Raw genomic sequence first — 26,000 nt, forward strand, 5'->3', positions numbered from 1 at the left:
GTGCCGGCCCTCACCGGTCGGGCCGGCTGAGCGGCTCCGGCAGCACGGTCATGGGCGGACACCCGGGCACCAGCAAGCCGTCCTTGACATAGCCCTCCGGTCGTCCGGCGAGCTCGCGGACCAGCGTCTCCCGCCAACGGTGCAGGTCGGTCCCATGTGCCGGGTCCGGCGCCAGGTTGTGGCATTCGCGGGGATCGTCGACGAGGTCGAACAACTGCTCCGCACCTGTGCCGGACATCCAGACGTACTTCTGCCGGCCGTCGGTCAGCCACTGCAGCGACTGGCCGAGCAGCGCGTGCTCGCCGTGCAGGTAGGGCCGCCAGTTCGGGACGGGCTCGCCGCGGGCCAGGCCCAGCACGCTGCGGCCCTCGACCCCCGCGGGGATGTCCAGCCCGGCGCAGTCCAGCAACGTCGGCATGACGTCGCGTAGCTCGACCACCTCCTCCCGGCGTACGCCACGACCGGTGCCCGACCCCGCCAGCAGGAACGGGATCCGGGCCGAACCCTCGTAGGGGAAGCCCTTTCGGTAGAGGTTGTGGTCGCCGAGCATGTCGCCGTGGTCGGCGACGAAACACACGTAGGTGTCGTCGCCGAGCTCGAACTCCGTCAGCGCCTCGACGATCCGGTTGAGCTGCAGGTCGATGTGGGCCATGTGGCCGTAGTACCCGGCCCGCGCCCGCCGGGCGGCCTCGGGCGGGAAACGCGCCACGAACCCCTCGAGGTTGCGGTCGTCGCGGTGCTCGGCGTACTCCTCCCACCAGTCGCCCACCGGCGGCTCGGCGTCGACCTGGTGGAGGTACTGCTCGAACGCCCACGCCGGCGGGTCGAACGGCGGGTGCGGCCGGTGGAAGGACAGGTACAGGAAGAACGGCACGGTGGGGTCGCGGCGGTAGAGCCAGGAGATCGTCTCGGTGGCGATCCAGTTCGTCGGGTGCAGCGACTCCGCCTTGTCCCAGGGGCGGGCGACGTAGGAGTTGCAGTTGAGGCCGTTGTCGACGTAGTCGCTCACCGCGCTCTGCCCGGCCTGTTCCCGTAGCCAGGGAAGGTAGTCGTCGAAGGTCTCCACCGCGCGCGCCCGGCGCCGGCTGTGGTGCAGGTAGCCGTCGTGCAGGCGTACGTCGTCGAAACCCAGCCGGGCCCTGGTCGGCGCGTAGTGCATCTTGCCGATGGCCTGTGTCTGGTAGCCGTTGCGGCGGAACTCACCCGGCAGGGTGGTTTCCACGTCGAAGGGCACGCCATCCTGGTATCCGACGCGGCGGTGACTCGTCTGCGACAGCCCGGTCAGCAACGCCATCCGGGCGGGTACGCAGGTGGGCGTGGCGGAGTAGGCCCGCGGAAACCGCGCGCCACGTGCAGCCAGCCGGTCCAGGTGGGGTGTGTGGACGACCGGATGATCCTCGACGGACAGGCAGTCGCCGCGCCACTGGTCGACACAGACGAGGATGACGTTCGGCCGCTCGCTCATATTCCGGTGACCCTATCGGCTCGACACTTCACGGTGGGCGTCACGGAGGAACTCCGGCGTGATCTCCACACCCCAGCCGGGGGAAGACGACACCTTGACGCCGCCGTTCTCCAACCGGAGTTCGGGTTCGTAGACGCCACGCGTCCAGGGCGTGTCCTCGATGCCCCACTCGTGGAACTGGTGACAAGCCGGCATTGACGCGGCGAGATGAAGGGTGAACACCTGCAACATCGAGGTGTTCGAGCAGTGCGGCGTACACGGAATCCCCGCGTCCTCGGCCATCCGCGCCACCCGGCGAGCCCGGGCGACGCCGCCGATGTAGCCGATGTCGGGCTGCACGATGTCCACCGCATGCGACTCGATCATCCGCCGGAACTGCACCAGTGAGTTGTCCTGCTCACCGCCGGCCACCGGGATGTCGAGTGCCGCCGCGACCTGTGCGGTGTTCTCCAGCAGGGGATACGGGCAGGGCTCCTCGAAGTGGCCGTAGCCGTTGTCCTCCAGGATCCGGCCCACCCGGATCGCGCGGGACACCGAGAACCCGCTGTTGGCGTCGGCGTGGATGGTGAAGTCGTCGCCCATGGCAGCACGGATGTGAGGGATCAGCGCCTCGGTGCGGCCGGGCGAGGCGTCCCGGTCCGCGCCCATCACGTCGCCGATCCGGACCTTGGCGGCGGCGAAGCCGTACTCCTCGCGCAGCCCGGCCAGCCGCTCGGCCTCCGCCTCCGGGGTGATCGACCGGCTCATGCTGGACGCGTACATGGGTACGAAGTCGCGCACCTCGCCGCCGAGCAGCTTGTACACCGGCTGCCCGGTCACCTTGCCGAGCAGGTCCCACAGCGCGGTGTCGATGCCGCAGAGTGCGCGGTAGAGGAAGGTGGAGGGGAACTTGTACTCCTTGCGCAGGCAGCGCTCCACCAGCGCCTCGAGATCCCACGGGTCCTGACCGAGGAAGTGCGGCGCTGCCATCTGGTGCAGGAGGCGTACCGACAGACCCGGGCGGAACGGCGACGTCTGCCCGATGCCCTCCGCCCCGTCGTCGGTACGGATGCGCACGATCGCGATCTGGTCGGCCAGGAACGTCTCGATGGTCTCGATCCTCATCGGTCCATTCGAGCCGACGAGGGTGGCCGCGCGGAAGGCACCCGTCCCGGTCCGGACGGCCGACCGCGGCGTGGCGGTGCGCCGACCCGTCCGCGTCGATTCTTTCCGCGGAGTTCTTCCGCGGAGGAATCGATGACCTGACGTCGCGCCGCGTACTCAGGCCGGTTGGACGTCGACGTAGAACGGCCGGCCGGTGAGTCCCCACGCCGGATCGAGGTCGATGCCCAGCGCGGTCAGGACATGCGGGTGGATGTCGGCATGGCAGACGCCCTCCGGCGGTGCGGCCGGCACCGTGGGACCGGACGCGGCGATCCACGCCGTCCGCTCCTCGGCCGAGTCGCCACCGTGGCCTCCCTCGTCGCGGTGCCCGTGGTCGGTCACGACGACGACCGTCCACTCCTCGGTGGCAGCCGTGGCCCGTGCCCGGATCGCGGCGAGGATCCGGCCCATCCTGGCGTCGGTGGCCTCGATCGCGTGGACGTACTCCGGGCCGACGCCGAGTTCGTGCGCGACCGCGTCCGGCCCGACGAAGTAGACGAACGCGGCGTGCACGTTCTGGCTGCCCAGCACCTCGACCGCGTCCTCGGTGAGTTGGTCCTCGCACTGCTCCCAGGTCGCCAGGCCGTGGTGTTCGGTGCCGCCGGGCGGGATCAGGCGCCCGCCGGGGAAGACCGGGCCGCCGTGGTCCGTGCTCACCAGCGGCGGCCAGTCGGCCAGCGCGAACGTGCGCGCCCCGGGCCGGGCCTGTTCGACCCGGGTCAGGAAGTCCGGGTGTGCGGCCAGGTGGTTGCCGTGCAGGTTGTTGTCGAAGATCCGGTGCACCGGCGGGAGCACTCCGGTCGCGACCGTCGCCCAGACGGGACCGGAGATGGTCGGCCCGCTGGGATCCACCTGGATCGGGGCGAGGAAACCGTCGGCCGCGATGGCGTCCAGGTGCGGCGTGTGGGCACGCCGCAGGACGTCGAAGCGTACGCCGTCCATTCCGAAGACGACGGCGCGGCGAGCGGGAGAGGTGACGGAAGGACTCGGCGTGTCCGCCATGGTCGGCTCCTTGCGTGTCTCGACGAGAGGCCGGGGAGCGGGAGCGGTGCCCGTTTCGGGGCTCAGGGTAGATCCGCCGCGCAGCGGAAACCGAGATTGCCGCTGGAGCTGTCCGGGGTGTTGCTGGTACGGGCGGCGACACGGTAGCGGTTGCAGTAGGACGCGTGGCACAGGTAGCTGCCGCCGCGCATCACCCGGGTGTCTCCCTCCGGCGGCCCGGCCGGGTCGATCCGCGTCTCCGGCCGCTCCTGGGCGTGCCAGCTGGTGCTCCACCAGTCCGCGCACCATTCCCAGACGTTGCCGGCCACCTCGTACAGTCCGAAACCGTTCGGGGCGTAGGACTTCACCGGCGCGGTCCCGGTGTGCCCGTCCTCGGCGGTGTCCACCCGGGGGAAGCGGCCCTGCCAGATGTTGCACCTCCAGCGGCCCCGCGGAGTGAGCTCGTCCCCCCAGGCGTAGCGAGCGCGGGCCAGCCCGCCGCGGGCGGCGTACTCCCACTCGGCCTCGGTCGGCAGCCGCTTGCCGGCCCAGCGGGCGTAGGCGCCGGCGTCCCGCCAGGACACGTGTACCACCGGATGCTGTGGGCGGGTCCGGACGTCGCTGCCGGGGCCTTCGGGTGTACGCCAGGTCGCGCCCTCGACCGCGAGCCACCACGGGGCACCCGGCACCCTTGCGTCCTTGACGTGGGCGCGCCGGCCCGGCCCGACGAACAGGTGGAAGACGAACGACCAGCCGAAGCGTTCGGCCTCGGTGACGTAACCGGTGGCCTTGACGAACGCGCCGAACTGGCGGTTGGTGACCGCGGTCTCGTCCAGCCGGAACGCCGACACCCGCACCTGGCGGACCGGGCCCTCGCCGTCGTCGGGAAAGGCGTCCTCGTCGGCTCCACCCATCGCGAACTCACCCGCCGGTAGCGAGACCATCCCGCGGGCCACCTCGCGCGGGTCGCGCCTGGGCACCTCGAAAGGCACCTCGAAGGGCGTGCCGGCGGAAGGACTGTGACCCGAGGAGTGACCCGGGGAGGGATTGTGACCCGACGAGGGGCCGTGACCGGCGGAAGGGCTGCAGCAGCTCGACATCGGCGCTCCGCTCAGCGGATCCGGCGGGCACCCTGGCCGGCCTGGGCCACGAACGACGACGGGGCGCCGAACCCCGCGGCCGCGAACGCCCCCGCCACCCGCTCCGCGACCGTGTCCGCGGCGTCGGCCTCGACCAGCGCGATCACACAGCCGCCGAACCCGCCGCCGGTCATCCGCGCTCCCAGTGCCCCGGCGTCCAGGGCCGCCTCGACGGCCTTGTCCAGCTCGGGCACGGTCACCTCGTAGTCGTCGCGCAGCGACTCGTGCGAGGCGGTGAGCAGCGGGCCGATGTCGCGGGGGCTTCCGGTGCGCAGGCGCTCCACCGTGGCCAGGACGCGGGCGTTCTCGGTGACGACGTGGCGTACCCGCCGCGCCATGACGGTGTCGCCCAGCTGGTCCATCGCGGCCTGCAGGCCCTCGACGTCGCGCAGGGCGCGGACGCCGAGCTTCGCCGCGGCCTCCTCGCAGGTACGCCGGCGGGCGGCGTACTCCCCGTCGACCAGACGGTGCGGCGCGTGGGTGTCGACGACCAGCAGCGCCAGCCCGTGCGCACCGAGGTCGAAGGGCACCTGCTCGGTGGCGGACGTGCGGGTGTCCAGGAACAGCAGGTGCTCACGGGTGCACAGCAGCGACGCGGACTGGTCCATGATCCCGCAGGGCATGCCCACGAAGTCGTTCTCCGCGCGCTGGGCCAGCCCGGCCAGGGCGGTCCGGTCGACCTTCAGGCCGAACAGCTCGGTCACCGCGAGGGCGGTCGCGCACTCCAGCGCGGCGGAGGAGGACAGACCCGCGCCGAGGGGCACGTCGCCGTCGACCAGGATGTCCAGCCCGCCGACCTCGTGCCCGGCCTCGCGCAGCGACCACACCACGCCGGCGACGTAGGCGGCCCAGCCGTCCACCGCGCCCGGCTTCAGCGCGTCCAGCCGGACCTCCACCCGGCCGTCGGCCTGCCGGGACGCCATCCGCACCAGGTCGTCGGAGCGGGTCGCGGCGGCGGCCGCCACGCCTTGGGGCAGCGCCAGCGGAAGGACGTACCCGTCGTTGTAGTCGGTGTGCTCCCCGATCAGGTTGACCCGCCCGGGTGCTGCCCAGATACCGGCCGCCGAGCCGTCGAACGCCGACTCGAACGCGCCGTCCAGCGCGGTGCGCGCACTCATCGCGTACTCCCTCCGTGTGTTCCGGGTGCTCCGGGTGCTCCGGGTGTGCCGGGTGCTCCGGGTGTTCCGGGTCCTTCGCTGCCGTTGCCCGCGTGGCGCCGGCGGTAGCTCCAGGCGTCGGCGACCATCGCGGTGAGGTCGCGGCGGGGCTTCCAGCCGAGTTCGGCGGTGGCCCGGTCGTGCGAGGCGACCAGGGTCGGCGGGTCACCCGTGCGGCGCGGCGACTCCTCGACCGGCACCTCGTGCCCGGTCACCTCCCGGACCGCGGTCAGCACCTCCCGCACCGTCGAGCCGGTGCCGGTACCGAGGTTGCAGATCAGGTGCCGCCCGGGGGTGGCCGCGGTCAGCGCGCGCAGGTGCGCGTCGGCCAGGTCGACCACGTGGAGGTAGTCGCGGACGGCGGTGCCGTCGCGGGTGGGATAGTCGGTGCCGAACACCTGCGCGGCCGGGCGCTCGCCCGCGGCCACCGCGAGCAGGTTGGGGATCAGGTGGGTCTCCGGGTCGTGCCGCTCGCCGTGGTCGCCGTACGCGCCGGCGACGTTGAAGTAACGCAGGCTGACCGCCGCCAGGTCGTACGCCTGCGCCTCGCTGGTGAGCATGGCGTCCACGGCCAGCTTGGATGCACCGTACGGGTTCGTCGGCACCGGCGGGACGTCCTCGGTGATCGGCGTCGTGTCCGGCGCGCCGTAGGTGGCGGCGGTGGAGGAGAAGACGATCCGGCGGACCTCGGCCGCTCGCATCGCCTCCAGCAGGGCCAGGGTGCCGCAGACGTTCGTACGCCAGTACAGCTCGGGCCGGCGCACCGACTCCGACACCAGCGACTTGGCGGCGAAGTGCAGCACAGCGTCGAAGGACGGGTCGAGTACGTCGGCGGCGTCGGTGATCGCGCCCTGGTGGAACGCCGCGCCCGCGGGCACGCCGTCGCGGTGCCCGGTGGACAGGTCGTCCAGCACCGTCACGTCGTGCCCGGCTTCCAGCAGCAGCGTCGCGACGATCCCGCCGATGTAGCCGGCGCCGCCGGTGACCAGCAGCTTCATCCCCGTCCTCCTTCGTCGGCGAGGGCGCGCAGCCGGGCCGCGACGTCCTCGGGGCGTCCGTCGTTGATCCACACGCCCATCCCGGACTCCGAGCCCGCGAGGTACTTCAGCTTGTTGGCGGCCCGGCGGATCGAAAAGACCTGCAGGTGCAGGGCGGCCAGGTCGCGGTCGGTGTGCACCGGCGCCTGGTGCCACGCGGCGATGTACGGCAGTGGCAGGTCGGGCCCGCCCTCGGGGGCGAAGTAGCGGTCCAGCGCCCGCAGCACCCGGAGGTAGAGTGGCCCGAACTCGGCGCGTTCGGCGTCGTTCAGTGCCGCCAGGTCGGGCACCCGGCGGTGCGGGTGGAGGTGCACCTCGACCGGCCAGCGCGCGGCCGCGGGTACGAAGGCGGTCCAGTGCCGCGTCTGCGCGACCACCCGGACCTGGGCGGCGCGTTCGGCGGCCAGCACGTCGGCGAACAGGTTGCCGCCGGTGCGTTCGGCGTAGGCGCGGGCCGAAGCGAGCATCTGCCGGGTGCGCGGGGGTACGAACGGGTAGCCGTAGATCTGCCCGTGCGGGTGGTGCAGCGTGACGCCGATCTCCTCGCCGCGGTTCTCGAAGCAGAAGACCTGCTCCACGCCGGGCAGCGAAGAAAGGTCGGCGGTCCGGTCGGCCCACGCCTCGACGACCGTGCGCACCCGGGAGGGCGACAGCGACCCGAACGCACCACCGTGCTCGGAGGTGAAGCACACCACCTCACAGCGCCCCACGCCCTGCCGGCGGGCGAACAGGTCGGCCTCGCCCGTCAGGCCGCCGACGCCGGCGGACCCGGCCACCTCGGGGCCGCCGGCGAACGACGGGAAGCGGTTTTCGAACACCACCACGTCGTAGCTCTCGGCCGGAATCTCCGAGGGACGCCCCGGCCGGGACGGACAGAGCGGGCACTGGTCGGCGGGTGGCAGGAAGGTGCGGCCCTGCCGGTGCGCGGCGATCGCCACCCACTCGTCGACCAGCGGGTCGTAGCGCAGCTCCGACGCCGGCGGGCGCGGCGGCAGATCACGCTGGTCCACGGCGTCGCGGACGGCGCTGTCGGACTCGTCGAAGTAGATCAGCTCTCGCCCGTCGGCCAACCGGGTCGCGGTTTTCTTCATGTCACGTCCGTCTCCGGGCCGAGCCGTCTCCGCGCGGCCGTCGCCGACCGGCGTCTCGACCACAGCGCCCGCGGTGAGTTTCGTCCGGCGTACTCGCAACCGATCAGGCCGCGCGTACGTCAGAGGAACCCTAGCGGGAACTCCGGTGCCGTGATCGACCGAGCCGGGCGGGCCGGCGCCATGCCCGGGTGCCCGGAGCGGACGGCGAATGTCTCGGAAGGAAGTCGATACTCTTGGGCGCATGGCGACAACCAGCGGTCCGGCTGGCCATAAAGCGCATAGCAGGCAAACCAGGCGACATCCGGCAGCCGGGCCCCTCCTGACCCCCCGGTGACGCTTCCATGAACGCCGTTCTGGCCAACATCGGGCTGGCCCTGATCTTCGTCCTCATCGGCGGCGTCTTCGCCGCGGCCGAGATGGCGCTGGTGTCGCTGCGCGAGGGACAGGTCAAGTCCCTCGCCCAGCGCGGCCGGCGCGGCGAGGTGATCGCCCGGCTCACCGCCGACCCCAACCAGTTCCTGTCCGCCGTGCAGATCGGTGTGACCCTCTCCGGCTTCCTGGCCTCGGCGTTCGCCGGCGCCAACCTGTCCAAGTACCTCGCCCCGGTGCTGGTGAACCTCGGGGTGCCGCGGCGCGCGTCCGAGCCGGTCGCCCTGGTGCTGATCACGATCGCCGTGTCGTACGTCTCGATCGTGCTGGGCGAGCTGGCGGCCAAACGGCTCGCGCTGCAGCGGGCCGAGGGGATCGCGTCGGCGCTGGCACCGATGATCGCCTCGATCGCGACCCTCGCCCGGCCGGTCATCTGGTTCCTGTCCAAGTCGACCAACGTGGTGGTCCGCCTCCTTGGCGGCGACCCCGACGTCGGCCGGGAGCAGATGACCGACGAGGAGCTGCGCGAGCTGGTGTCGGGACACCAGACCCTGGGCGAGGAGGAGCGGGCCATCGTCGACGAGGTGTTCGACGCGGGCACCCGGCAGCTGCGCGAGGTCATGCTGCCGCGCACGGAAACCGACTTCCTTGACGCGTCCACGCCGGTCTACAAGACGGTGAAGGAGGTCACCGCGAGCCCCCACTCGCGTTACCCCGTGGTGCGCGGGTCCACAGACGACGTGGTGGGCTTCGTCCACGTCCGCGACCTGCTCAACCCCGAGGTGGCCAACCGCTCGGTCCGGGTCGGCGACCTGGCCCGGGACGTCCTCTTCCTGCCCGGCACCAAGCGGGTCCTGCCGGCCCTGTCGGAGATGCGGTCGACCAGCCACCACCTGGCGATCGTGCTGGACGAGTACGGCGGCACCGCCGGAATCGTCACCCTCGAGGACCTGGTCGAGGAGCTCGTCGGCGACATCCGGGACGAGTACGACACCGCGGCCGAGGCCGCCTCCCGCCGGCTGGTGTCCGGGGAGGTCGAGCTGGACGGCCGGATCGGCCTGGACGACGTGGCCGACGAGACCGGCCTGACCGTGCCGGACGGGCCGTACGAGACGGTGGCCGGCTTCGTGGTGTCGCTGCTCGGCCACGTGCCGTCCGAGGGCGAGTCGGTGGAGTTCGAGGGGCACGGGTTCACGGTGATCGAGATGGACGGGCGGCGGGTGGCGCGGCTGCGGTTCACGCCTCGCCCGCCGGAGCGCTCCGCACCGGAGAGCGCCGACCACCAGCCGTCCTCCGCCAACCACGACGGGCCCGGGGGCTCCGACAGGTCCGCTGGGCCCGCTGGGTCCGGTGGCGCCAACAGCTCCGGCGACAGGTCCGCTGCCGAGCCCAGCCGGCCGGCCGAGCGGGCCTGACCGGGCGGTGACGAAGGGGACGAACAGGCGTACGCGCCGTTCGCGGTGATCATCCAGTATGCCGCACGCTCGCTCGGGTCCAGGTGTGGACGGCGGGTCGGGGCCCGGCGGCGGTGCTGGCACAATTCAGAGCATGTCGCGACCGCGCGTGTTCTCGGGCATCCAGCCCACCGCCGACTCCTTCCACCTGGGCAACTACCTCGGGGCGGTCCGGCAGTGGGTCGGCATGCAGGACGAGCACGACGCCTTCTACTGCGTCGTCGACCTGCACGCGATCACGATGGGCCACGACCCGGCCAAGCTGAGGGAGCGGACCCTGCGCTCCGCGGCCCAGTTGCTGGCGGCGGGCCTGGACCCCGAGCGCTGCACGTTGTTCGTGCAGAGCCACGTCGCCGAGCACACCCAGCTGGCCTGGATCCTCGGCTGCCTGACGGGGTTCGGCGAGGCGAGCCGGATGACGCAGTTCAAGGACAAGACGCAGAAGCAGGGCGTCGAGAGCGCCACGGTGGGGTTGTTCACCTACCCCGTGCTGATGGCCGCCGACATCCTGCTCTACCAGACCGACGCCGTCCCGGTCGGTGAGGACCAGCGCCAGCACCTCGAGCTGAGCCGGGACCTCGCGCAGCGCTTCAACAGCAGGTTCGGCAAGACGTTCCGGGTGCCCGAGCCGTTCATCCTGGCCGACACCGCCAAGATCTACGACCTGCAGGACCCTACTGCCAAGATGAGCAAGTCGTCCTCGTCGCCGACCGGCATCATCGACCTGCTCGACGAACCGAAGACCTCCGCCAAGCGGATCCGCAGCGCGGTCACCGACTCCGGCCGGGAGATCATCTTCGACCGGGAGAACAAGCCCGGCGTGTCCAACCTGCTCACCATCTTGTCCGCGCTCACCGAACGCCCCGTCCCCGAGCTGGTGGACGCCTACGCCGGCAGGGGCTACGGCGACCTCAAGCGGGACGTCGCCGACGCCGTGGTGGAGTTCGCGGCGCCCTACCGCGAGCGCACGCTGGCCCTGCTGGAGGACCCCGAGAGCCTGGACAACATCCTGGCCCGCGGAGCCGAGCGCGCCCGGACCGTGGCCGCGGAGACGCTGCGCGAGGTCGAGGACCGGCTCGGTTTCGTCATGGCGAAACGATAGGCGGCGACTTCCGTGCGCACGATCGGTGTCGCGGTCGCGATCCCCGAACCCTACGGCGGCGAGCTGCAACGCTGGCGGGCCGCGTTCGGCGACCCGCTCGCCGACGCCATTCCCACCCACGTGACGTTGCTGCCGCCGACCCAGGTCGACGACGACGCCATGGACGCGATCGAACGCCACCTGCTCGCGGTGGCGGAGTCCGCGCAGCCGTACACGATGCGGCTGCGGGGGACCGCGACGTTCCGCCCGGTGTCGCCGGTGGTGTTCGTGGCGGTCGCGGAGGGCATCTCGTCCTGCGAGTTGCTGGCCGACGGCGTTCGCAGCGGGCCGCTGCGGCGCGAGCTCCCCTTCCCGTACCACCCGCACGTCACCATCGCCCACGACCTGCCCGACCATGTGCTCGACAAGGCGTACGAGGCGCTGGACAGCTACACCTGTGCCTTCACCGTGCAGACGTTCAGCCTGTTCGAGCACGGGACCGACCTGGTGTGGCGGCCGCAGCGGGACTTCGCGCTGGGTGGCCCACTGCCCGGGCCGGTGCCGCCGGACGAGCCCGCCGGCGAGCCCGGATAGCCCGAGCAGCCCGGAGGTGGCACCACTTCGCGCGTGAGCGATCCGGCGCGGCGTGGGCGAAGGTCCCGTCCGATCGTCCCCGGCGAGGCACACTGATCTTGCTGTCGCGGGCACGGCCGTTTCTCGGCGCCCGGTCAGGTCCCGGGTCAGCTTCCGGGGCCGGCTCGCGGGCCGGGCCGCTGGCAGGTCCCGGTCAGCTCGCTCGCGGTGCTGGCAGGCCGCACGGGGAAGGGACGTTGACATGGACGTTTCGCGGCTGCGGCGACGGCTGGACTACAAGGTGGCTCGGGCGCGGGTGCGTTCGAGGCTGGTCGACCACCTGGCCCGGGCGCTGGCGCACTACAACAAGGTGCAGGGGAGCCAGCTCGCCGCGTCTGCGACGTACTTCGCCTTCCTGTCCTTCTTCCCCCTTGTCGCGCTGGTGTTCGCCGCCGTCGGCTACGTGGTGGAGTACGTGCCGGGAGCGAGGGATGCGGTCACCTCGGCGATGTCGTCGGTGCTGCCCGGGATGATCGGCACCGGGAAGAACCAGATCGACGTCCAGGGCATCGCGCGCAACAAGGCGGGAGTGGGCATCGTCGGCCTGGCGGTGCTGCTCTACTCCGGGCTGAACTGGATCTCCGCGCTGCGCACCTCGCTGCAGGCGGTGTTCGCGGCGGTCGCGGAGGAGGGCCGCAACTTCGTGCTCAACAAGGTGTTCGACCTGGTCGTGCTGGTCGCGGTCGGCGCCGTCCTGCTGGTGTCGGTCGGGGTGAGTACGGCCGTCACGACGTTCGCCGACTTCATCTTCACCATCGCCCACCTGACGAAGGTTCCCGGCGTCGGCGTCCTGCTGTGGGCGGTGGCGGCCGCGGTGGGGGTGGCCGCGAGCTCGGTGCTGTTCTTCACGCTCTACCGTCTGCTGCCCCGCCACGACGTACCGGCGAAGAAACTGTGGCGTGGCGCGCTGGTGGCCGCCCTCGGGTTCGAGGTTCTCAAGCAGCTCGCAGGTCTGGTGCTCGGCACGGTGACCGGCAACCCGCTCTACGGCGCGTTCGCGATCCTGGTCGCGCTGCTGGTGTGGATCAACTACTTCGACCGGCTGACCGTGCTGGGCGCGGCGTGGGCGGTCACCAGCGTGCCGGTGGAGAAGATGACCCACCCGGAGAAGGCCGGGGGGGTGCGGCGGGTGCCACAGCGAGGCGATCAGCAGGGTGGTGCCGGTGGCGCGGGGTCCGCCCCGGCCGGGGGCCGGGCGCGACGGATCGGCCGGGGACTGTCGGCGGCGTTCGGCGCCTTCGTGGGCGGACTCACCGTGGGCTGGTTGGCCACCCGGCGGGAGCGCCGGAAGGCCGAACGTCAACTGCGGAAGGCCGAACGCCGGCGCCGGGAAGCCGAACGTCAGCGCCGGGAGCGCACGTAGCTGTAGACCCGCATGCCCGAGAGCGCGAGAAACACCAGCAGCATCAGCCACAGCCAGACCGGCAGCCGCGGCCAGGCCGACTCCGGCGTGGAGATGGCGAGGCCCGGGGCGTTCGGGCCGGCCGCGCCGGGAGCCAGGGTGGGTGTCTTGCTGGGACTGGCCGCCGGGCCGGCCGGCTTGGTGGACCCCGGCTTCGGGGCCGCCGCGCCGGGCGCCCGGGCGGCCGCGGCCCTGGCCACGTCGTCACCGGTGACCAGGGTGCCGACGGGTTTCGCCTTGGCACCTGCGGTGAATCCCCAGTCCAGCAAGGCGGCCGCACGCGTCCAGTACGGCGCCTTGGAGCGCATGAGCACCACGACCAGCCGGCGGCCGTCCTGCTCGGCCGCGCCGACCAGCGTGCTGTGCGCCATGGTCGTGTAGCCGTTCTTCACCCCGATCGCGCCGGGGTAGTGGCCGAGCAGTTTGTTGAGATTCTGGATCTGGAACGTCTTCCTGTCCCTGCCCGGGAAGTTGTAGCGCAGGGTGGCGACGTAGCGGCGGAAGTCGGAGCGGCTCATGCCCTCCCGCGCGACCAGCGCCAGGTCGTAGGCGGACGACACCTGACCGGGCGCGTCCAGCCCGCTGGTGTTGACCACGTGGGTGTCGAACGCGCCGAGCCGCCGAGCCTCCGTGTTCATCATCTCCACGGCGGTGCGGCTCCCCCCGGCGGCGTTGCCCAGCGCGGTGGCGGCGTCGTTGCCGGACGGCAGGAACAAGCCGTAGAACAACTGGTCGATGGTGTACGCGCGGCCGGTCTCGATCCCGACCCGGCTGCCCTCGACCCGCGTGTCGGCGGGCGTGGCTGTGTAGCGGGCCCGTTTGTCCAGCCGGGGCAGCAGGGTGACGGCGGTGAGGGCCTTGAGCGTGCTCGCCGGGGGAAGGCGGAGGTGGGCGTTCTTTGCGGCGAGGACCTCGCCGGAGTCGAGGTCGGCCACGACGTAGGACGCGACGTCGACCTTCGGTGGGGCGGGTGTGGCCTGCTGGTCCACCACCACGCCGCGGTCCCCGAGTGCCGCGCCACCGACCGGGCCGGTGAACGGGTTGCTGGTGGGAACGGGCGCTGCGGTGGGGCCCGGGACGGGCGGAGCCGGTGCGGGCGGATCGGTCGTCGGCGTCGGCTTCGCACCGGGCGCCCCGACGGTCGAACTGACGGCCGCACCGGCGGGGACGGCGGTCAGGCCAAGCGTGGTAGCCAGCCCGAGCACCAGGACGCAGACCACCCGGGCGATCCGGGCCGCGGAACCGACACGAACAACGGTGTGTACCCGGCGTACCGGGCGCACTCCTCCCACGGTCAGGCCGGCCCGTTCACGGGGGCTGGGATGATCGGCTGGGGGCATGGTGTCGGACAGGGTAGTACCTGACCCTGGGCGAAGGGGTGGTCACCGGTGGGGAGATCAGCGGAGCGGGCGAACGCGCCGGACGGAGGGGCCGAGGTCGTACGGCTGCCGGGAGAACGCGAGTTCGCCGACGCGGCGGAGCGGCTGCGCGGACAGGTCCGGCGTACTCCCGTACTGGAGATCGACGGCACCGAGCTCGGCGTGCCCGCCCGGGTCCTTGTCAAGCTGGAGTTGCTTCAGCACACCGGCTCGTTCAAGGCCCGCGGCGCACTCAACACCCTCCTCGTCCGGCCACGCGCCGACGACGGCGTGGTGGCGGCCTCCGGCGGGAACCACGGCGCGGCGGTCGCCTGGGCGGCGGACCGGGTAGGTGTGCCCGCGCGGATCTTCGTCCCGGCCACGTCGCCTCCGGTGAAGGCCGAACGCGTCGCGTCGTACGGCGCCGAGGTAGTTGTCGTCGACGGGTACTACCCCGAGGCGTTCGCCGCCGCCGAGCAGTGGGCGGCCGGGCGTTCCGTAGTGCGGGTGCATGCCTACGACGCGCCGGAGGTGGTGGCGGGTCAGGGCACGCTCGGCCTGGAGCTCGCCGAGCAGGTTCCGGAGGTGTCCACGGTGCTGGTGTCCTGCGGCGGGGGAGGGTTGTACGCCGGACTCGGCCTGGCGCTGGCCGACCGGGCCGCGGTGGTGCCCGTGGAGCCGGAACGCTGCCGGTCGTTGTCGGCCGCGGTGGCGGCGGGCCGCCCGGTGCCGGTCGAGGTCGGCGGCGTGGCCGCGGACAGCATGGGTGCGGGGACGGTCGGCCGGTACGGGTACGCGGTCGCCGCGCGCACCCGTACCTCGCCGCTGCTGGTGTCCGACGAGGCGATCGTCGCCGCCCGGAGCTTCCTCTGGGAACGCTGCCGCGTTCTCGCCGAGCCCGGTGGAGCGACGGCGTTCGCGGCCCTGTCGTCCGGGGTGTTCCGTCCGGCACCCGGGCAGACCGTGGTAGTGGTGGTGTCCGGCGGCAACACCACCGACGTTCCGGACGGACCCTGGCGGCCTGTGGCTCAGCGGCCTGTGGACACCTCGTCGCGGTCCTGACCCCGCCCCGCCTCGCCGGCGCCGGCCCGCTCGGCCTTCTCCGCTTTCAGGGCCTGCCAGCCGATTCGGCCCAGGACGGCCGCGATGGCGAGGTTCACGACGATCAGCACCGTGTGGGCCACGTAGAAACCCGTCGGGCGCCCTTCGGTCCTGGCCAGATTGCGGATGAACGTGGCGTAGGTGACGACGTTCCAGCCGGCCACGGCGAGCAGCAGGGCGGCGATCTTCCTGGTGATACGCACCACCCCAGTATGACCAGCCGACGTGGACGAGCCGCGGAGGACCGCCGGGGACCTGCAGAGGCGACCGGCCGAGGTGACCACCGGGGCGGGACCGCGGAGCCCCCTGCTGCCGGAGTCACGGTTGGATGCCGTACGGCGGTTCGACGAGCTCCTTCACCCAGGCGATGAGGGTTTCCAGGTCGTCGGCGTCGGCGACCGGGCGGCATCCGGTCTGGCGGAAGACCCACCGGCCGTCCCAGCGGTCGCAGCGGAGGACGACCGAGATCTCCGGAAGCGAGGGGTAGGGAATCTCGATGCCGTACTGCTTGCCGGCCATGCCCACCCGGGGATGGGACCGGTAACCGGCGGACTTCAGGGCGATCCGCGCGGACTCGATCAGCTCTTCGCGCTGCCGGTCGTCCGACGGCGGGGCCTCTGCTGTCATGGGCTGCTCGCCTCCTTGTGTGCGTGTTGCCGACATCGGGCAGAGCTCAAGCATTCGGTGGATGGGCGTGACCAGGCGAGGTCCCACGCCGGACCTGTGGCGGACCTGTGCCGGACCCGGATGGCACCGAGGGACCTGTGCCGGACCTCATCCGGACCCTGCGCGCTCGAGGCGGCCGTCGGTCGGTGCCTGCCGGTACAAATTCGTCGAGCGTTCGGGGGCGAGCGTTCCGACGAACGGGGGCCTGGCCACCAGGAGGAGTGGATGACGGGGAGACGAGACACCGCCCCTCGCACCGTGCTGGAGCACCTGATCCGGCAACGCGACCAGACCTACGACGAGGTGGCCGAGGCGTTCGAGACGCTGGCGCGCCAGACCGGGGAACGCGGCGCGAGCATGTCCGCGCGGCACCTGCGCCGGCTGGCGTCCGGGCAGCGCACCGGCATGACGCCGGTCACCCGGCGGGTGCTGCAGGCGATGTTCGGCAGGCCCGCCGCCGAACTCGTCGCGCCGTACGCCCCGACCGGCCCCGCCGCGGCGAGCGGGCCGGCGACCGGCCCGGCCTTCGGGCCCGACCACGAAACCGCCTTCGGGCAGGATGCGCACGACCTGGAGATCCTGGAGCGGTCCGCCCGGCGGGCACGCGCGTTCGGTCTGCTGGTCGCCCGCACCGCTCTCGGCGAGGAGAGCCTGGATCAGGTCTACGCCGAGGTTCGCCAGCTCACCCACGCCTACCAACAGCGGCCGCTGCCGCGGATCCTGGGCACCCTCGCCGCCACCCAGGACCTGCTGTTCACCCTGCTGGAGGGCCCGCAGCATCCCGCGCACGTACGCCGGCTGCACTTCGCCGCCGCCCTCGTGTCCGGGATGCTGGCCAAGCTCGCCCACGACCGGGTGGACGCACCGAACGCGATGGCGCACGCCTACGCCGCGTTCGTGTGCGCCGACCTCGCCGACCACAACGGCCTGCGGGCGTGGGCACGCGGGCTGCAGTCGGTGGTGGCGTACTGGATCGGCCGGCCGCACGACGCGATCCGCTACGCCCAGGCGGGCGCCGACTACGCCACCACCGACGGCACCGAGGTGTGGCTGCACGCGAGTGAGGCCCGCGCTCTGGCGGTCCTCACCCGCGCGCGCACCCCCGCCCCTGCCGGTCGCCGGGGGTTCTACTACGCCGCGGACGCCATGGCCTGGCTGCCCACCGACCTGCGTGAGGACGTCGAGGTGCTCCACCGCGACGCGTCGGCGTGGGAGGACCCCGCTCGCGGATATCCTCGTCGCGGAGGCGAGAACCCATGACCGATGCCGCTGCGTCGAAGCCCTCCCCCTCGCGCCCGGCGCGGGTGGGGGAGTCCGGCCTGCCGATCAAGCCCGTCTACGGACCCGGCGACCTCGCAGGGTGGACGCCTGCGAGCCAGTTGGGCGAGCCCGGCTCGTATCCGTACACCCGGGGTGTCTACCCGACGATGTACACCGGCCGCCCGTGGACGATGCGGCAGTACGCCGGCTTCGGCACAGCGGCGGAGTCCAACCGCCGGTACCACCAGTTGATCGAGGCGGGCACCGCCGGCCTCTCGGTGGCCTTCGACCTGCCCACCCAGATGGGTTACGACTCCGACGCGCCGATCGCGCACGGCGAGGTCGGCAAGGTCGGGGTCGCGATCGACTCCATCGAGGACATGCGGCTGCTCTTCGACGGCATCCCGCTGGACCAGGTGTCGACGTCGATGACGATCAACGCGCCGGCCGCGGTGTTGCTGCTGCTCTACCAACTCGTCGGCGAGGAACACGGCGTCGACCCCGGTCGGCTGAGCGGGACCATCCAGAACGACGTGCTGAAGGAGTACATCGCCCGCGGCACCTACATCTATCCGCCGAAGGCCTCGCTGCGGTTGGTCTCCGACATCTTCGCCTACTGTCAAGCCGAGCTTGCGCGGTTCAACACGATCTCCATCTCCGGCTACCACATGGCCGAGGCCGGTGCCACGCCCGCGCAGGAGATCGCGTTCACGCTGGCGAACGGCATCGAGTACGTCCAGGCGGCGATCGACGCGGGCCTCGACGTGGACGAGTTCGCGCCGCGGCTGTCGTTCTTCTTCGTCGCCCGTACGACGCTGCTGGAGGAGGTGGCGAAGTTCCGCGCCGCCCGCAGGATCTGGGCGCAGGTGATGCGTGACCGGTTCGGTGCGCGCAACCCGAAGTCGCAGATGCTGCGCTTCCACACCCAGACCGCGGGCGTGCAGTTGACCGCCCAGCAGCCGGAGGTCAACCTGGTCCGCGTGGCGGTGCAGGGGCTCGCCGCGGTGCTGGGGGGTACGCAGTCGCTGCACACCAACGCCTACGACGAGGCGATCGCACTGCCCAGCGAGAAGGCCGCCCGGCTGGCCTTGCGGACCCAGCAGGTGCTGGCGTACGAGACCGACGTGACGGCGACCGTCGACCCGTTCGCCGGCTCCTACGCCGTGGAGTCGATGACCGACGCGGTGGAGGAGGCCGCGCGGGCGCTGATGGAAACCGTCGAGGACCTCGGTGGGGCGGTGGCCGCGATCGAGAAGGGCTACCAGAAGGCGGAGATCGAGCAGGCGGCGTACCAGATCGCGCGCGACATCGACGGCGGTGAACGCGTCGTGGTGGGCGTCAACAAGTACGTCGTTCCCGACGACGAGCGGTACGAGCCGCTGCGGGTCGACCCCACCATCGAGGAGGCCCAGCGCGGCCGGTTGGCCAAGCTGCGCGCGGACCGGGACGCCGACGAGGTGCAAGGCTGCCTTGCGGAGCTGCGGTCGGCGGCTTCGGGCTCGGACAACGTGCTCTACCCGATGAAGCGGGCGCTGGCCGCACGGGCGACGGTCGGCGAGGTCTGCGACGCGCTGCGCGAGGTGTGGGGCGTCTACACCCCCGCCGACGCGATCTGAGCCCGCGGAGGTCGCTTCGAGGTCGTCCCGAGGTCGTCCCGAGGTCGGTCCGAGGTCGCTTCAGGATCGGCTCCGGAGTCGGCTCCGAGGGCCATGGCCAGTTGGGCTTTCGGTGTCCGGCTGGGTGGGCCGGGCAAGACTGTGGGTGAGAAGCCGGGGGGGCGGAAGCAGGGTGGCGTGCGGGACAAGTCGGACGGGGTGGACAATCGCAGGGTGCCCCTCGACTCAGCTGTCGTTGCCGAGGTGGACCGGCTCGCCAAGACCTACGCCGACGAGCTGATCGCATTCCGGCGCGATCTTCACACCCATCCCGAACCCGGCCGCGAGGAGTTCCGGACCACCCGGGTGGTCAGTGACCGCCTGGAGCTGGCCGGCCTCGCCCCCGTCCCCCTGCCGGTGGGCACCGGGCTGCTGTGCGACGTCGGCGGACCCGCCCTCGGCCCGGTCAAGGCCGCCTTGCGCGCCGACCTGGACGCGCTGCGCGTCGTGGACGAGAAGACCGTCCCCTACCGCTCCAGCCGCCCGGGTGTCTGTCACGCCTGCGGCCACGACGCGCACACCGCGATCGTCCTGGGCGCCGGACTCGTGCTCGCCGAACTCGCCGCGGCCGGGATGCTCGGCAACCGCGTGCGGCTGATCTTCCAGCCCGCCGAGGAGGTCATCCCGGGCGGCGCACTGGACGTGCTCGCCACCGACGGCGCCCTGGCCGGGGTGGAGCAGATCTTCGCCGTGCACTGCGACCCGCGGCTGGAGGTGGGCACCGTCGGCCTGCGGGCCGGACCGATCACCTCCGCCGCCGACCGGGTGCACGTACGCCTGACCGGCCCCGGCGGGCACACCGCCCGGCCGCACCTGTCCGCCGACCTCGTACACGCCCTGTCCACGTTGGTGAGCCAACTCCCGCTGGCACTGAGCCGGCGGGTCGACCCGCGCGGTGGGCTGACCCTCGTCTGGGGACGGATCCAGGCCGGCGCCGCGCCGAACGCGATCCCCATGTACGGCGAGGCCGAGGGCACCCTGCGTTGCCTGAACGTCAACGTGTGGGAGTCCGCCGCCGAACTCGTTCCCGTGCTCGCGCACCAGATCGTGGCGCCCTACGGCGTGGGCGTGCAGGCCGAGGTGCACCGCGGCGTACCCCCGGTGGTCAACGACCCGTTCGCGATCGGCCTTCTGCAGCGGGCGGTGGAGGCCACGATGGGCCGTGACGCCGTGGGCACCACCGAGCAGAGCCTGGGCGGTGAGGACTTCGCGTGGTACCTCACCAGGACCCGGGGCGCCCTTGCCCGCCTGGGAGTTCGCCCGGCCGGCAGCACCCGGCCGTTCGACATCCACCAGGGCACGTTCGACATCGACGAGCACGCTATCTCGGTCGGCGTACGCACTCTCGTGGGCGCCGCCCTGCTCGCCGGCGAGGGCGCCGGCGCCGGCGGCTGAACCGCCGTACTGCCCGGGGTTTGCGGCCGGTGTGACAAGCCCATAACCGGCGGATGAACTCAGGCATTCGGGGCGAGCCGGACCACCTGGCCGGACGAGACGGATTCGCCTGTACCGCCGTCGGGGCGGAAGATGCTCCGGCCCCCGGCCAAGGTCACGGGAGGATCACAGGGCTGGGATCCGAAGCCGCGATTCCTCACCTTCTGTCGGTGCGCCTTATAGTCACCCATGCGCATCGCGCGGCGTCCTTCCTCGACGCCCGTCCGCGTGCGCGGGCACCCCACCCGATCGGGCACGCTGAGGAGGCGTTTTGACGAAGTACCTGAAGGGCCTCGCGGTCCTTGGCGCGGTGGCTCTGGTGGTCACCGGCTGTGGAAGCAAGCCGACCGAGAGCAACTCGGGTTCGGGCGGGAACGGCTCGAAGTCCAACGCGGCGGCGAAGAACTTCCGCGCCTGCATGGTTTCCGACTCCGGCGGTTTCGACGACAAGTCGTTCAACCAGACGTCCTACCAGGGCTTCCAGGACGCCGCGAAGGAACTGAACATCAAGACCTCGACCGCGGAGTCGAAGTCCGACAGCGACTACGCGAAGAACGTCGGCGGCATGGTCGACGCGAAGTGCAACGCCATCGTGACCGTCGGCTTCAAGCTCGGTGACCAGACGGCGAAGTCGGCCGCGGCCAATCCTGACATCAAGTGGGGCATCGTCGACTACGACATCGCCGCCACCGACCTGAAGAAGACCGGCCTGAAGGAGGTGCCGAAGAACGTCAAGTCGCTGCTCTTCGACACCGCCCAGTCCAGCTTCCTCGCCGGCTATCTCGCCGCCGGCACGACGAAGACCGGCAAGGTCGGCACGTTCGGTGGCCTGCCCATCCCCACCGTCACGATCTTCATGGACGGTTACTGGGAGGGCGTGGAGTACTACAACAAGGTCAAGAAGAAGAACGTCCAGGTTCTCGGCTGGAGCGAGAAGACCCAGAAGGGCCTGTTCACCAACGACTTCGAGAACAAGGCGCAGGGCAAGAACACCGCCAGCAACCTGATCAGCCAGGGCGCCGACATCATCTTCCCGGTCGCCGGCCCCGCCGGCCTGGGTGGTCTGCAGGCCGCGAAGGCCTCCGGCGGCAAGGTCAACGCGATCTGGGTGGACACCGACGGCTGCAAGAGCGCCGCGGAGTACTGCGACGTGCTGCTCACCAGTGTCTACAAGGGCATGGACGTCGCGGTGAAGGACGTCGTGACGACCGCGGCCGAGAACAAGTTCGACAGCACCGCCTACGTCGGAACGCTGAAGAACGACGGCACCGGTCTGTCGCCCTACCACCAGTGGGACAGCAAGATCCCGTCCGAACTCAAGGACGAGGTCGACCAGCTGAAGCAGGACATCATCGACGGCAAGATCACGATCAAGTCGAAGGCGCAGCCGCAGTCCAAGTGACCGCGTTGCGACCCTTGTCAGCCGTGGGGGAGGGCTGGTGCGAGCCGCACCGGCCCTCCCCGCCGCACGGGTGCGCACCTTCAGGCTGGAGTAGTGCATGAAGCTCGAACTCCGCGGGCTCACCAAACGGTTCGGTTCGCTCGTCGCCAACGACCACATCGACCTGACGTTCGAGTCCGGGCGGATCCACTGTCTGCTCGGCGAGAACGGCGCCGGCAAGAGCACGTTGATGAACATGCTCTTCGGGCTGCTGCGCCCCGACGAGGGCCAGGTGCTCGTCGACGACACCCCGGTGTCCTTCGGCTCACCCGGTGAGGCGATCGCGGCCGGCATCGGGATGGTCCACCAGCACTTCATGCTGGTCCCCGTCTTCACCGTCGCCGAGAACGTCGTCCTGGGCCGCGAACGCACCCGCGGCCTCGGCCTGCTCGACCAGCGGGCGGCCCGCTCCCTTGTGCGCGACCTGTCGGAGCGCTACGGCCTGGCCGTGGACCCCGACGCGCGGGTGGAGGACCTCCCGGTCGGTGTGCAGCAGCGGGTGGAGATCCTCAAGGCGCTGGCCAACGAGGCCAAGGTGCTGATCCTCGACGAACCCACCGCGGTGCTCACCCCGCAGGAGATCGACGAGCTGATCGAGGTGATGCGCGCGCTCCGGGAGAACGGCACGACGGTGGTCTTCATCACCCACAAGCTCAAGGAGGTGCGGGCGATCGCGGACACGATCACGGTGATCCGCCGCGGGTCCGTGGTCGGCACGGTCGCACCGGACGCCTCCGAGGCCGAACTCGCCGAGCTGATGGTCGGCCGACCGGTGCAACTCCAGGTTGACAAGGCGCCGGCCACCCCGGCCGAGCCCAAGCTGACGGTGAAGGACCTGAGCGTCGTGGACGGCCAAGGCCTGGTCGCGGTCGACGACGTGTCGTTCGACGTGCATGGCGGGGAGATCCTCGGTATCGCCGGCGTCCAGGGCAACGGCCAGACCGAGCTCGTCCAGGCACTGGTCGGGCTGGTCGACGTGGCCGCCGGGTCGGTACGCCTGGGCGGCAGGGAACTCGTCGGTACGACACCACGCCAGCACCTCGCCGCCGGGATCGGCTACATCCCGGAGGACCGCTCCCACGACGGGTTCGTCGGCTCGTTCTCGGTGGCTGAGAACCTCATCCTGGACCTCTTCCGCGGTGCGCCGTTCGCGCGCAGGGGATCGCTGTCCCAGACCGCCGTACGGGAGAACGCCGACCACCGGGTGAAGGAGTTCGACGTCCGTACGCAGTCGGTGGACACGCCGGTGAGCGCACTCTCGGGCGGCAACCAGCAGAAGGTCGTCCTGGCCCGGGAGCTGTCCCGGCCGCTGGAGCTCCTGATCGCCGCGCAGCCCACCCGCGGTCTGGACGTGGGGTCCATCGAGTTCGTCCACCGCCGCATCGTGGCCGAGCGCGACCAGGGCACGGCGGTGGTGATCGTGTCCACGGAGTTGGAGGAGATCGTGGCGCTCGCGGACCGGATCGCGGTGATGTACCGCGGCAGGTTGGTCGGCATCGTCGGCACGGACACGCCGTGGGACCAGCTGGGCTGCATGATGGCCGGCGTGCCGGTCGAGGAGGCCGCGCAGCTGGCCGAGGCCAACCCGACCGCGCTGGGAACGCTGGAGGACGCCTCGTGAGCGCCACCCGTCCGGCCTGGGCGCGCGAGCTCCTCGTGAGCGTGGCCGCGGTCGTGCTCGCGCTGGTGGTCGGCGCGGTGCTGATCGTCGTCAGCAACGCCGAGGTCCTGTCCACCTGGTCGTACTTCTTCTCCTATCCGCCCGACGCGCTCTCGGCGTCGTGGTCGGCGGTGTCGGACGCCTACGGCGCGTTGTTCTCCGGCGCGTTCGGTGGCCTGCGGCAGCTCGCCGAGACGCTGGTGCAGGCGACACCCCTGATCTGCGGCGGCCTCGGCGTCTCGCTGGCCTTCCGTGCCGGGTTGTTCAACATCGGCGCCCAGGGCCAGCTGATCGTCGGCGCGCTGTGCGCCGCCTGGGTCGGCTTCACCCTGCACCTCCCGCCCGGCGTGCACGTCCTCGTCGCGCTCCTCGCCGGCGTGCTCGGCGGGGCACTGTGGGGCGGCATCGTCGGTGTGCTCAAGGCGCGCACCGGGGCGCACGAGGTGATCCTCACGATCATGCTCAACTACGTCGCGTTGTACCTCCTGCAGTGGCTGCTCACCACGAACGCCTTCCAGCGCCCGGGCCGCAACGACCCGATCAGCCCGGTGGTGGACGGCTCGGCGCAGTTCCCGGCGATTCCCGGCTCCCGGCTGCACCTGGGCTTCCTGGTCGCGCTGCTTGCCGCCGGTGCGGTGTGGTGGCTGCTCACCCGGTCGACCACGGGCTTCCAGCTGCGGGCGGTCGGCGCCAACCCCGACGCCGCCAGGACGGCCGGCATGAGCGTCGGTACGGCGTACACGCTGGCGATGCTCGGCGCCGGCGCGCTGGCCGGACTGGCCGGCGTCCAGCAGGTGCTCGGCACCAACTCGCCGCTGACGGACGGGATCGCCGGCACGGTCGGCTTCGACTCGATCACCGTCGCCCTGCTGGGCCGGGCGTCGCCGGTCGGAACGGTCGTCGCCGGGCTGGTGTTCGGCGCGCTGAACGCCGGAGGCCTGCAGATGCAGCTGCAGACCCAGACGCCGCTCACGCTGACCACCGTGCTGCAGGCGACGATCGTGTTGTTCATCGCCGCGCCGGCACTGGTCCGCGCGGTGTTCCGGATCCGCGGCGAGGGCGCGGGCGCCGTGCTCGCCAAGGGCTGGAACGCGTGAGGGACGAGGAGCAGACCCGATGACCACGACCCTCACCCGACCCGAGAAGAGCGCGGCGATCGAGTCTCCGGAGGAGCGTCGCCGGCGCATCCGCACCGGCATCCTCGCGCTGGTGCTCGCCGTGCTCGGTGTGCTGCTCGCGGTGTTCACCGCGCCGAAGACCGCGAAGTTCGGCCTGTCCGACCAGTTCGCGGCCGCGCAGCTGCCAGACATCTCCCTGCCCGCCCTGCCGGTGGCGCTCGCGCTGGCGGCGTACGCGCTGGTGCTGGCACTCACCCAGTTGCTCCGCGGAGTACGCGGGCGCTGGGCCAGGCTGTTGTGGGTGGGCTTCGCGCTCGCCCTGGTGGTGACGTTCCTGTGCTGGGCGGCGGCGGGCAAGACGTTCCCGCTCACCAACCAGTTGCAGGGAACGCTCAACCTCGCCACGCCGCTGATTCTGGGCGCGCTCGCGGGCGTGCTGTGCGAGCGCGCCGGGGTCATCAACGTCGCGATCGAGGGGCAGTTCCTCGCCGGGGCGTTCGCCGCCGCGGTCGTGACCTCGGCCACCGGAAGCTTCTGGGCCGGTGCGTTCGCCGCGATCCTGGCCGGCGTGCTGATCGCGGCGATGCTCGCGGTGTTCGCCATCCGCTACCGCGTCAACCAGGTGGTGCTGGGCGTGGTGCTGGTGGTGTTCGCGTCCGGCATCACCGGCTTCCTGTTCGACCAGTTCGTGAAGTCGGACTCCCAGCGCTACAACAACCCCGGCGTACTCCCGAACGTCCCGATCCCGGTGCTGTCGGCGATCCCGGTGATCGGGCAGACGTTCTTCGCCCAGACCCTGCTCGTGTACGCGATGTACGTCGCGGTGGCAGTCGTCACGGTGGTGTTGTTCAAGACCCGGTGGGGCCTGCGGGTCCGGTCGGTGGGCGAGCACCCCCGCGCCGCCGACACGGTGGGCATCAACGTGCTCCGCGTCCGCTACCAGGCGGTGCTGGCCGGCGGGATCGTGGCCGGCCTCGGCGGTGCGTTCTTCACCATCGGCTTTACCGGCAGCTTCGACAAGGACCTCACCGCGGGCCAGGGCTTCATCGCGCTGGCCGCGCTGATCATGGGCCGGTGGAACCCCCTCGGCGCGACGGTGGCGGCGTTGTTCTTCGGCTTCACCCAGCAGCTGCAGGGCCAGCTGCAGATCCTGCAGACACCGATCCCCGGTGAGCTGCTGGTGATGGCGCCCTACCTCGCCACGGTCGTCGCGGTCGCCGGTGCGGTAGGAAGGGTGCGGCCCCCGAAGGCGGACGGCGAACCCTACGTGAAGAGCTAGGGCGTCCTGGGGCCCTCGCGTCTGCGGGCGGCCGGGAGCCGGGCATGAGTGGTGAGCATGGGCGGGGCACACGCGA

22 protein-coding genes are annotated in these 26,000 nt (G+C 71.5%); 12 read left to right on the forward strand and 10 right to left on the reverse strand.

Features of this window, described 5'->3' with window-relative positions; all coding sequences use genetic code 11:
• Positions 1–10: 10 nt before the first annotated feature.
• The 7 genes from BLU27_RS13975 to galT form a co-directional block, all read right to left on the reverse strand.
• Positions 11–1,465: an arylsulfatase gene (locus tag BLU27_RS13975; RefSeq protein WP_092653975.1), complete on the reverse strand. Its 1,455-nt coding sequence runs from the start codon at positions 1,463–1,465 to the stop codon at positions 11–13.
• Between the two features lie 12 nt (positions 1,466–1,477).
• Entirely contained in the window at positions 1,478–2,569 is a 1,092-nt protein-coding gene (locus tag BLU27_RS13980; RefSeq protein ID WP_092653977.1) for a mandelate racemase/muconate lactonizing enzyme family protein, read from the reverse strand.
• Positions 2,570–2,725: 156 nt separating this feature from the next.
• Entirely contained in the window at positions 2,726–3,610 is an 885-nt protein-coding gene (locus BLU27_RS13985) for an alkaline phosphatase family protein (RefSeq protein ID WP_092653979.1), read from the reverse strand.
• Between the two features lie 62 nt (positions 3,611–3,672).
• On the reverse strand, positions 3,673–4,689 hold the full coding sequence (locus BLU27_RS13990; RefSeq protein WP_479683695.1) for a formylglycine-generating enzyme family protein: 1,017 nt from the start codon (positions 4,687–4,689) through the stop codon (positions 3,673–3,675).
• Positions 4,690–4,700: 11 nt separating this feature from the next.
• Positions 4,701–5,846, reverse strand: coding sequence for a galactokinase (galK, locus tag BLU27_RS13995; RefSeq protein WP_092653983.1), 1,146 nt, complete (start codon positions 5,844–5,846; stop codon positions 4,701–4,703).
• Positions 5,843–6,883, reverse strand: a complete 1,041-nt coding sequence (gene galE / locus BLU27_RS14000; protein ID WP_092653985.1) for a UDP-glucose 4-epimerase GalE — start codon at positions 6,881–6,883, stop codon at positions 5,843–5,845. Before galE ends, galK begins: the two co-directional genes overlap by 4 nt.
• Positions 6,880–8,013 carry a galactose-1-phosphate uridylyltransferase gene (gene galT, locus BLU27_RS14005; protein ID WP_092657674.1) on the reverse strand — a complete coding sequence of 378 codons (1,134 nt, stop codon included), beginning with the start codon at positions 8,011–8,013 and terminating at the stop codon, positions 6,880–6,882. Before galT ends, galE begins: the two co-directional genes overlap by 4 nt.
• A 341-nt stretch (positions 8,014–8,354) precedes the next feature.
• Here galT and BLU27_RS14010 point away from each other — a divergent pair, with 341 nt between their 5' ends.
• The 4 genes from BLU27_RS14010 to BLU27_RS14025 all read left to right on the forward strand — a co-directional run bounded on the left by BLU27_RS14010 (position 8,355) and on the right by BLU27_RS14025 (position 12,913).
• Positions 8,355–9,797: a hemolysin family protein gene (locus BLU27_RS14010; RefSeq protein ID WP_197681831.1), complete on the forward strand. Its 1,443-nt coding sequence runs from the start codon at positions 8,355–8,357 to the stop codon at positions 9,795–9,797.
• A 133-nt stretch (positions 9,798–9,930) separates the two neighbouring features.
• Entirely contained in the window at positions 9,931–10,938 is a 1,008-nt protein-coding gene (gene trpS, locus BLU27_RS14015; RefSeq protein ID WP_092653987.1) for a tryptophan--tRNA ligase, read from the forward strand.
• Positions 10,939–10,950: 12 nt separating this feature from the next.
• Complete coding sequence (locus tag BLU27_RS14020; RefSeq protein ID WP_092653989.1) at positions 10,951–11,511, forward strand: 2'-5' RNA ligase family protein; 561 nt, start codon at positions 10,951–10,953, stop codon at positions 11,509–11,511.
• Between the two features lie 241 nt (positions 11,512–11,752).
• Positions 11,753–12,913, forward strand: coding sequence for a YihY/virulence factor BrkB family protein (locus BLU27_RS14025; protein WP_092653991.1), 1,161 nt, complete (start codon positions 11,753–11,755; stop codon positions 12,911–12,913).
• Here the strand turns inward: BLU27_RS14025 and BLU27_RS14030 are convergent.
• Positions 12,892–14,292 carry a D-alanyl-D-alanine carboxypeptidase family protein gene (locus BLU27_RS14030; RefSeq protein WP_092653993.1) on the reverse strand — a complete coding sequence of 467 codons (1,401 nt, stop codon included), beginning with the start codon at positions 14,290–14,292 and terminating at the stop codon, positions 12,892–12,894. The two genes, BLU27_RS14025 and BLU27_RS14030, sit on opposite strands and share 22 nt — an antisense overlap.
• A gap of 48 nt (positions 14,293–14,340) precedes the next feature.
• On the opposite strand from BLU27_RS14030, the gene BLU27_RS14035 reads away from it, so the two are divergent.
• On the forward strand, positions 14,341–15,372 hold the full coding sequence (locus BLU27_RS14035; RefSeq protein ID WP_241827960.1) for a serine/threonine dehydratase: 1,032 nt from the start codon (positions 14,341–14,343) through the stop codon (positions 15,370–15,372).
• On the opposite strand, the gene BLU27_RS14040 is transcribed toward BLU27_RS14035, so the two are convergent.
• Together BLU27_RS14040 and BLU27_RS14045 are read right to left on the reverse strand one after the other, a co-directional pair.
• Positions 15,339–15,614: an SCO4848 family membrane protein gene (locus BLU27_RS14040; protein WP_241827961.1), complete on the reverse strand. Its 276-nt coding sequence runs from the start codon at positions 15,612–15,614 to the stop codon at positions 15,339–15,341. The two genes, BLU27_RS14035 and BLU27_RS14040, sit on opposite strands and share 34 nt — an antisense overlap.
• A gap of 115 nt (positions 15,615–15,729) precedes the next feature.
• The gene (locus BLU27_RS14045) at positions 15,730–16,038 is read right to left on the reverse strand and encodes a hypothetical protein (protein WP_092653995.1); all 309 of its coding nucleotides are present in this window, start codon (positions 16,036–16,038) and stop codon (positions 15,730–15,732) included.
• A gap of 264 nt (positions 16,039–16,302) precedes the next feature.
• Here BLU27_RS14045 and BLU27_RS14050 point away from each other — a divergent pair, with 264 nt between their 5' ends.
• From BLU27_RS14050 to BLU27_RS14080, 7 genes are all read left to right on the forward strand, one after another.
• Positions 16,303–17,337 (forward strand): XRE family transcriptional regulator, encoded by a 1,035-nt coding sequence (locus tag BLU27_RS14050; protein ID WP_157728525.1) that lies wholly within the window; start codon positions 16,303–16,305, stop codon positions 17,335–17,337.
• Entirely contained in the window at positions 17,334–18,953 is a 1,620-nt protein-coding gene (locus BLU27_RS14055; RefSeq protein ID WP_092653999.1) for an acyl-CoA mutase large subunit family protein, read from the forward strand. The genes BLU27_RS14050 and BLU27_RS14055 overlap by 4 nt, the downstream gene beginning before the upstream one ends.
• A 213-nt stretch (positions 18,954–19,166) precedes the next feature.
• Positions 19,167–20,387, forward strand: coding sequence for an amidohydrolase (locus BLU27_RS14060; protein WP_241827962.1), 1,221 nt, complete (start codon positions 19,167–19,169; stop codon positions 20,385–20,387).
• 310 nt (positions 20,388–20,697) lie between these two features.
• On the forward strand, positions 20,698–21,828 hold the full coding sequence (locus BLU27_RS14065; protein ID WP_092654003.1) for a BMP family lipoprotein: 1,131 nt from the start codon (positions 20,698–20,700) through the stop codon (positions 21,826–21,828).
• A 97-nt stretch (positions 21,829–21,925) separates the two neighbouring features.
• A complete protein-coding gene (locus BLU27_RS14070) occupies positions 21,926–23,488 on the forward strand; it encodes an ABC transporter ATP-binding protein (protein ID WP_092654005.1) in 1,563 nt (520 codons plus the stop codon).
• A complete protein-coding gene (locus BLU27_RS14075) occupies positions 23,485–24,624 on the forward strand; it encodes an ABC transporter permease (protein ID WP_092654007.1) in 1,140 nt (379 codons plus the stop codon). The genes BLU27_RS14070 and BLU27_RS14075 overlap by 4 nt, the downstream gene beginning before the upstream one ends.
• A gap of 19 nt (positions 24,625–24,643) precedes the next feature.
• Positions 24,644–25,924, forward strand: coding sequence for an ABC transporter permease (locus BLU27_RS14080; protein ID WP_092654008.1), 1,281 nt, complete (start codon positions 24,644–24,646; stop codon positions 25,922–25,924).
• Positions 25,925–26,000 lie beyond the last annotated feature (76 nt).

The organism is Actinopolymorpha singaporensis (genome assembly GCF_900104745.1).
GTDB lineage: Bacteria > Actinomycetota > Actinomycetes > Propionibacteriales > Actinopolymorphaceae > Actinopolymorpha > Actinopolymorpha singaporensis.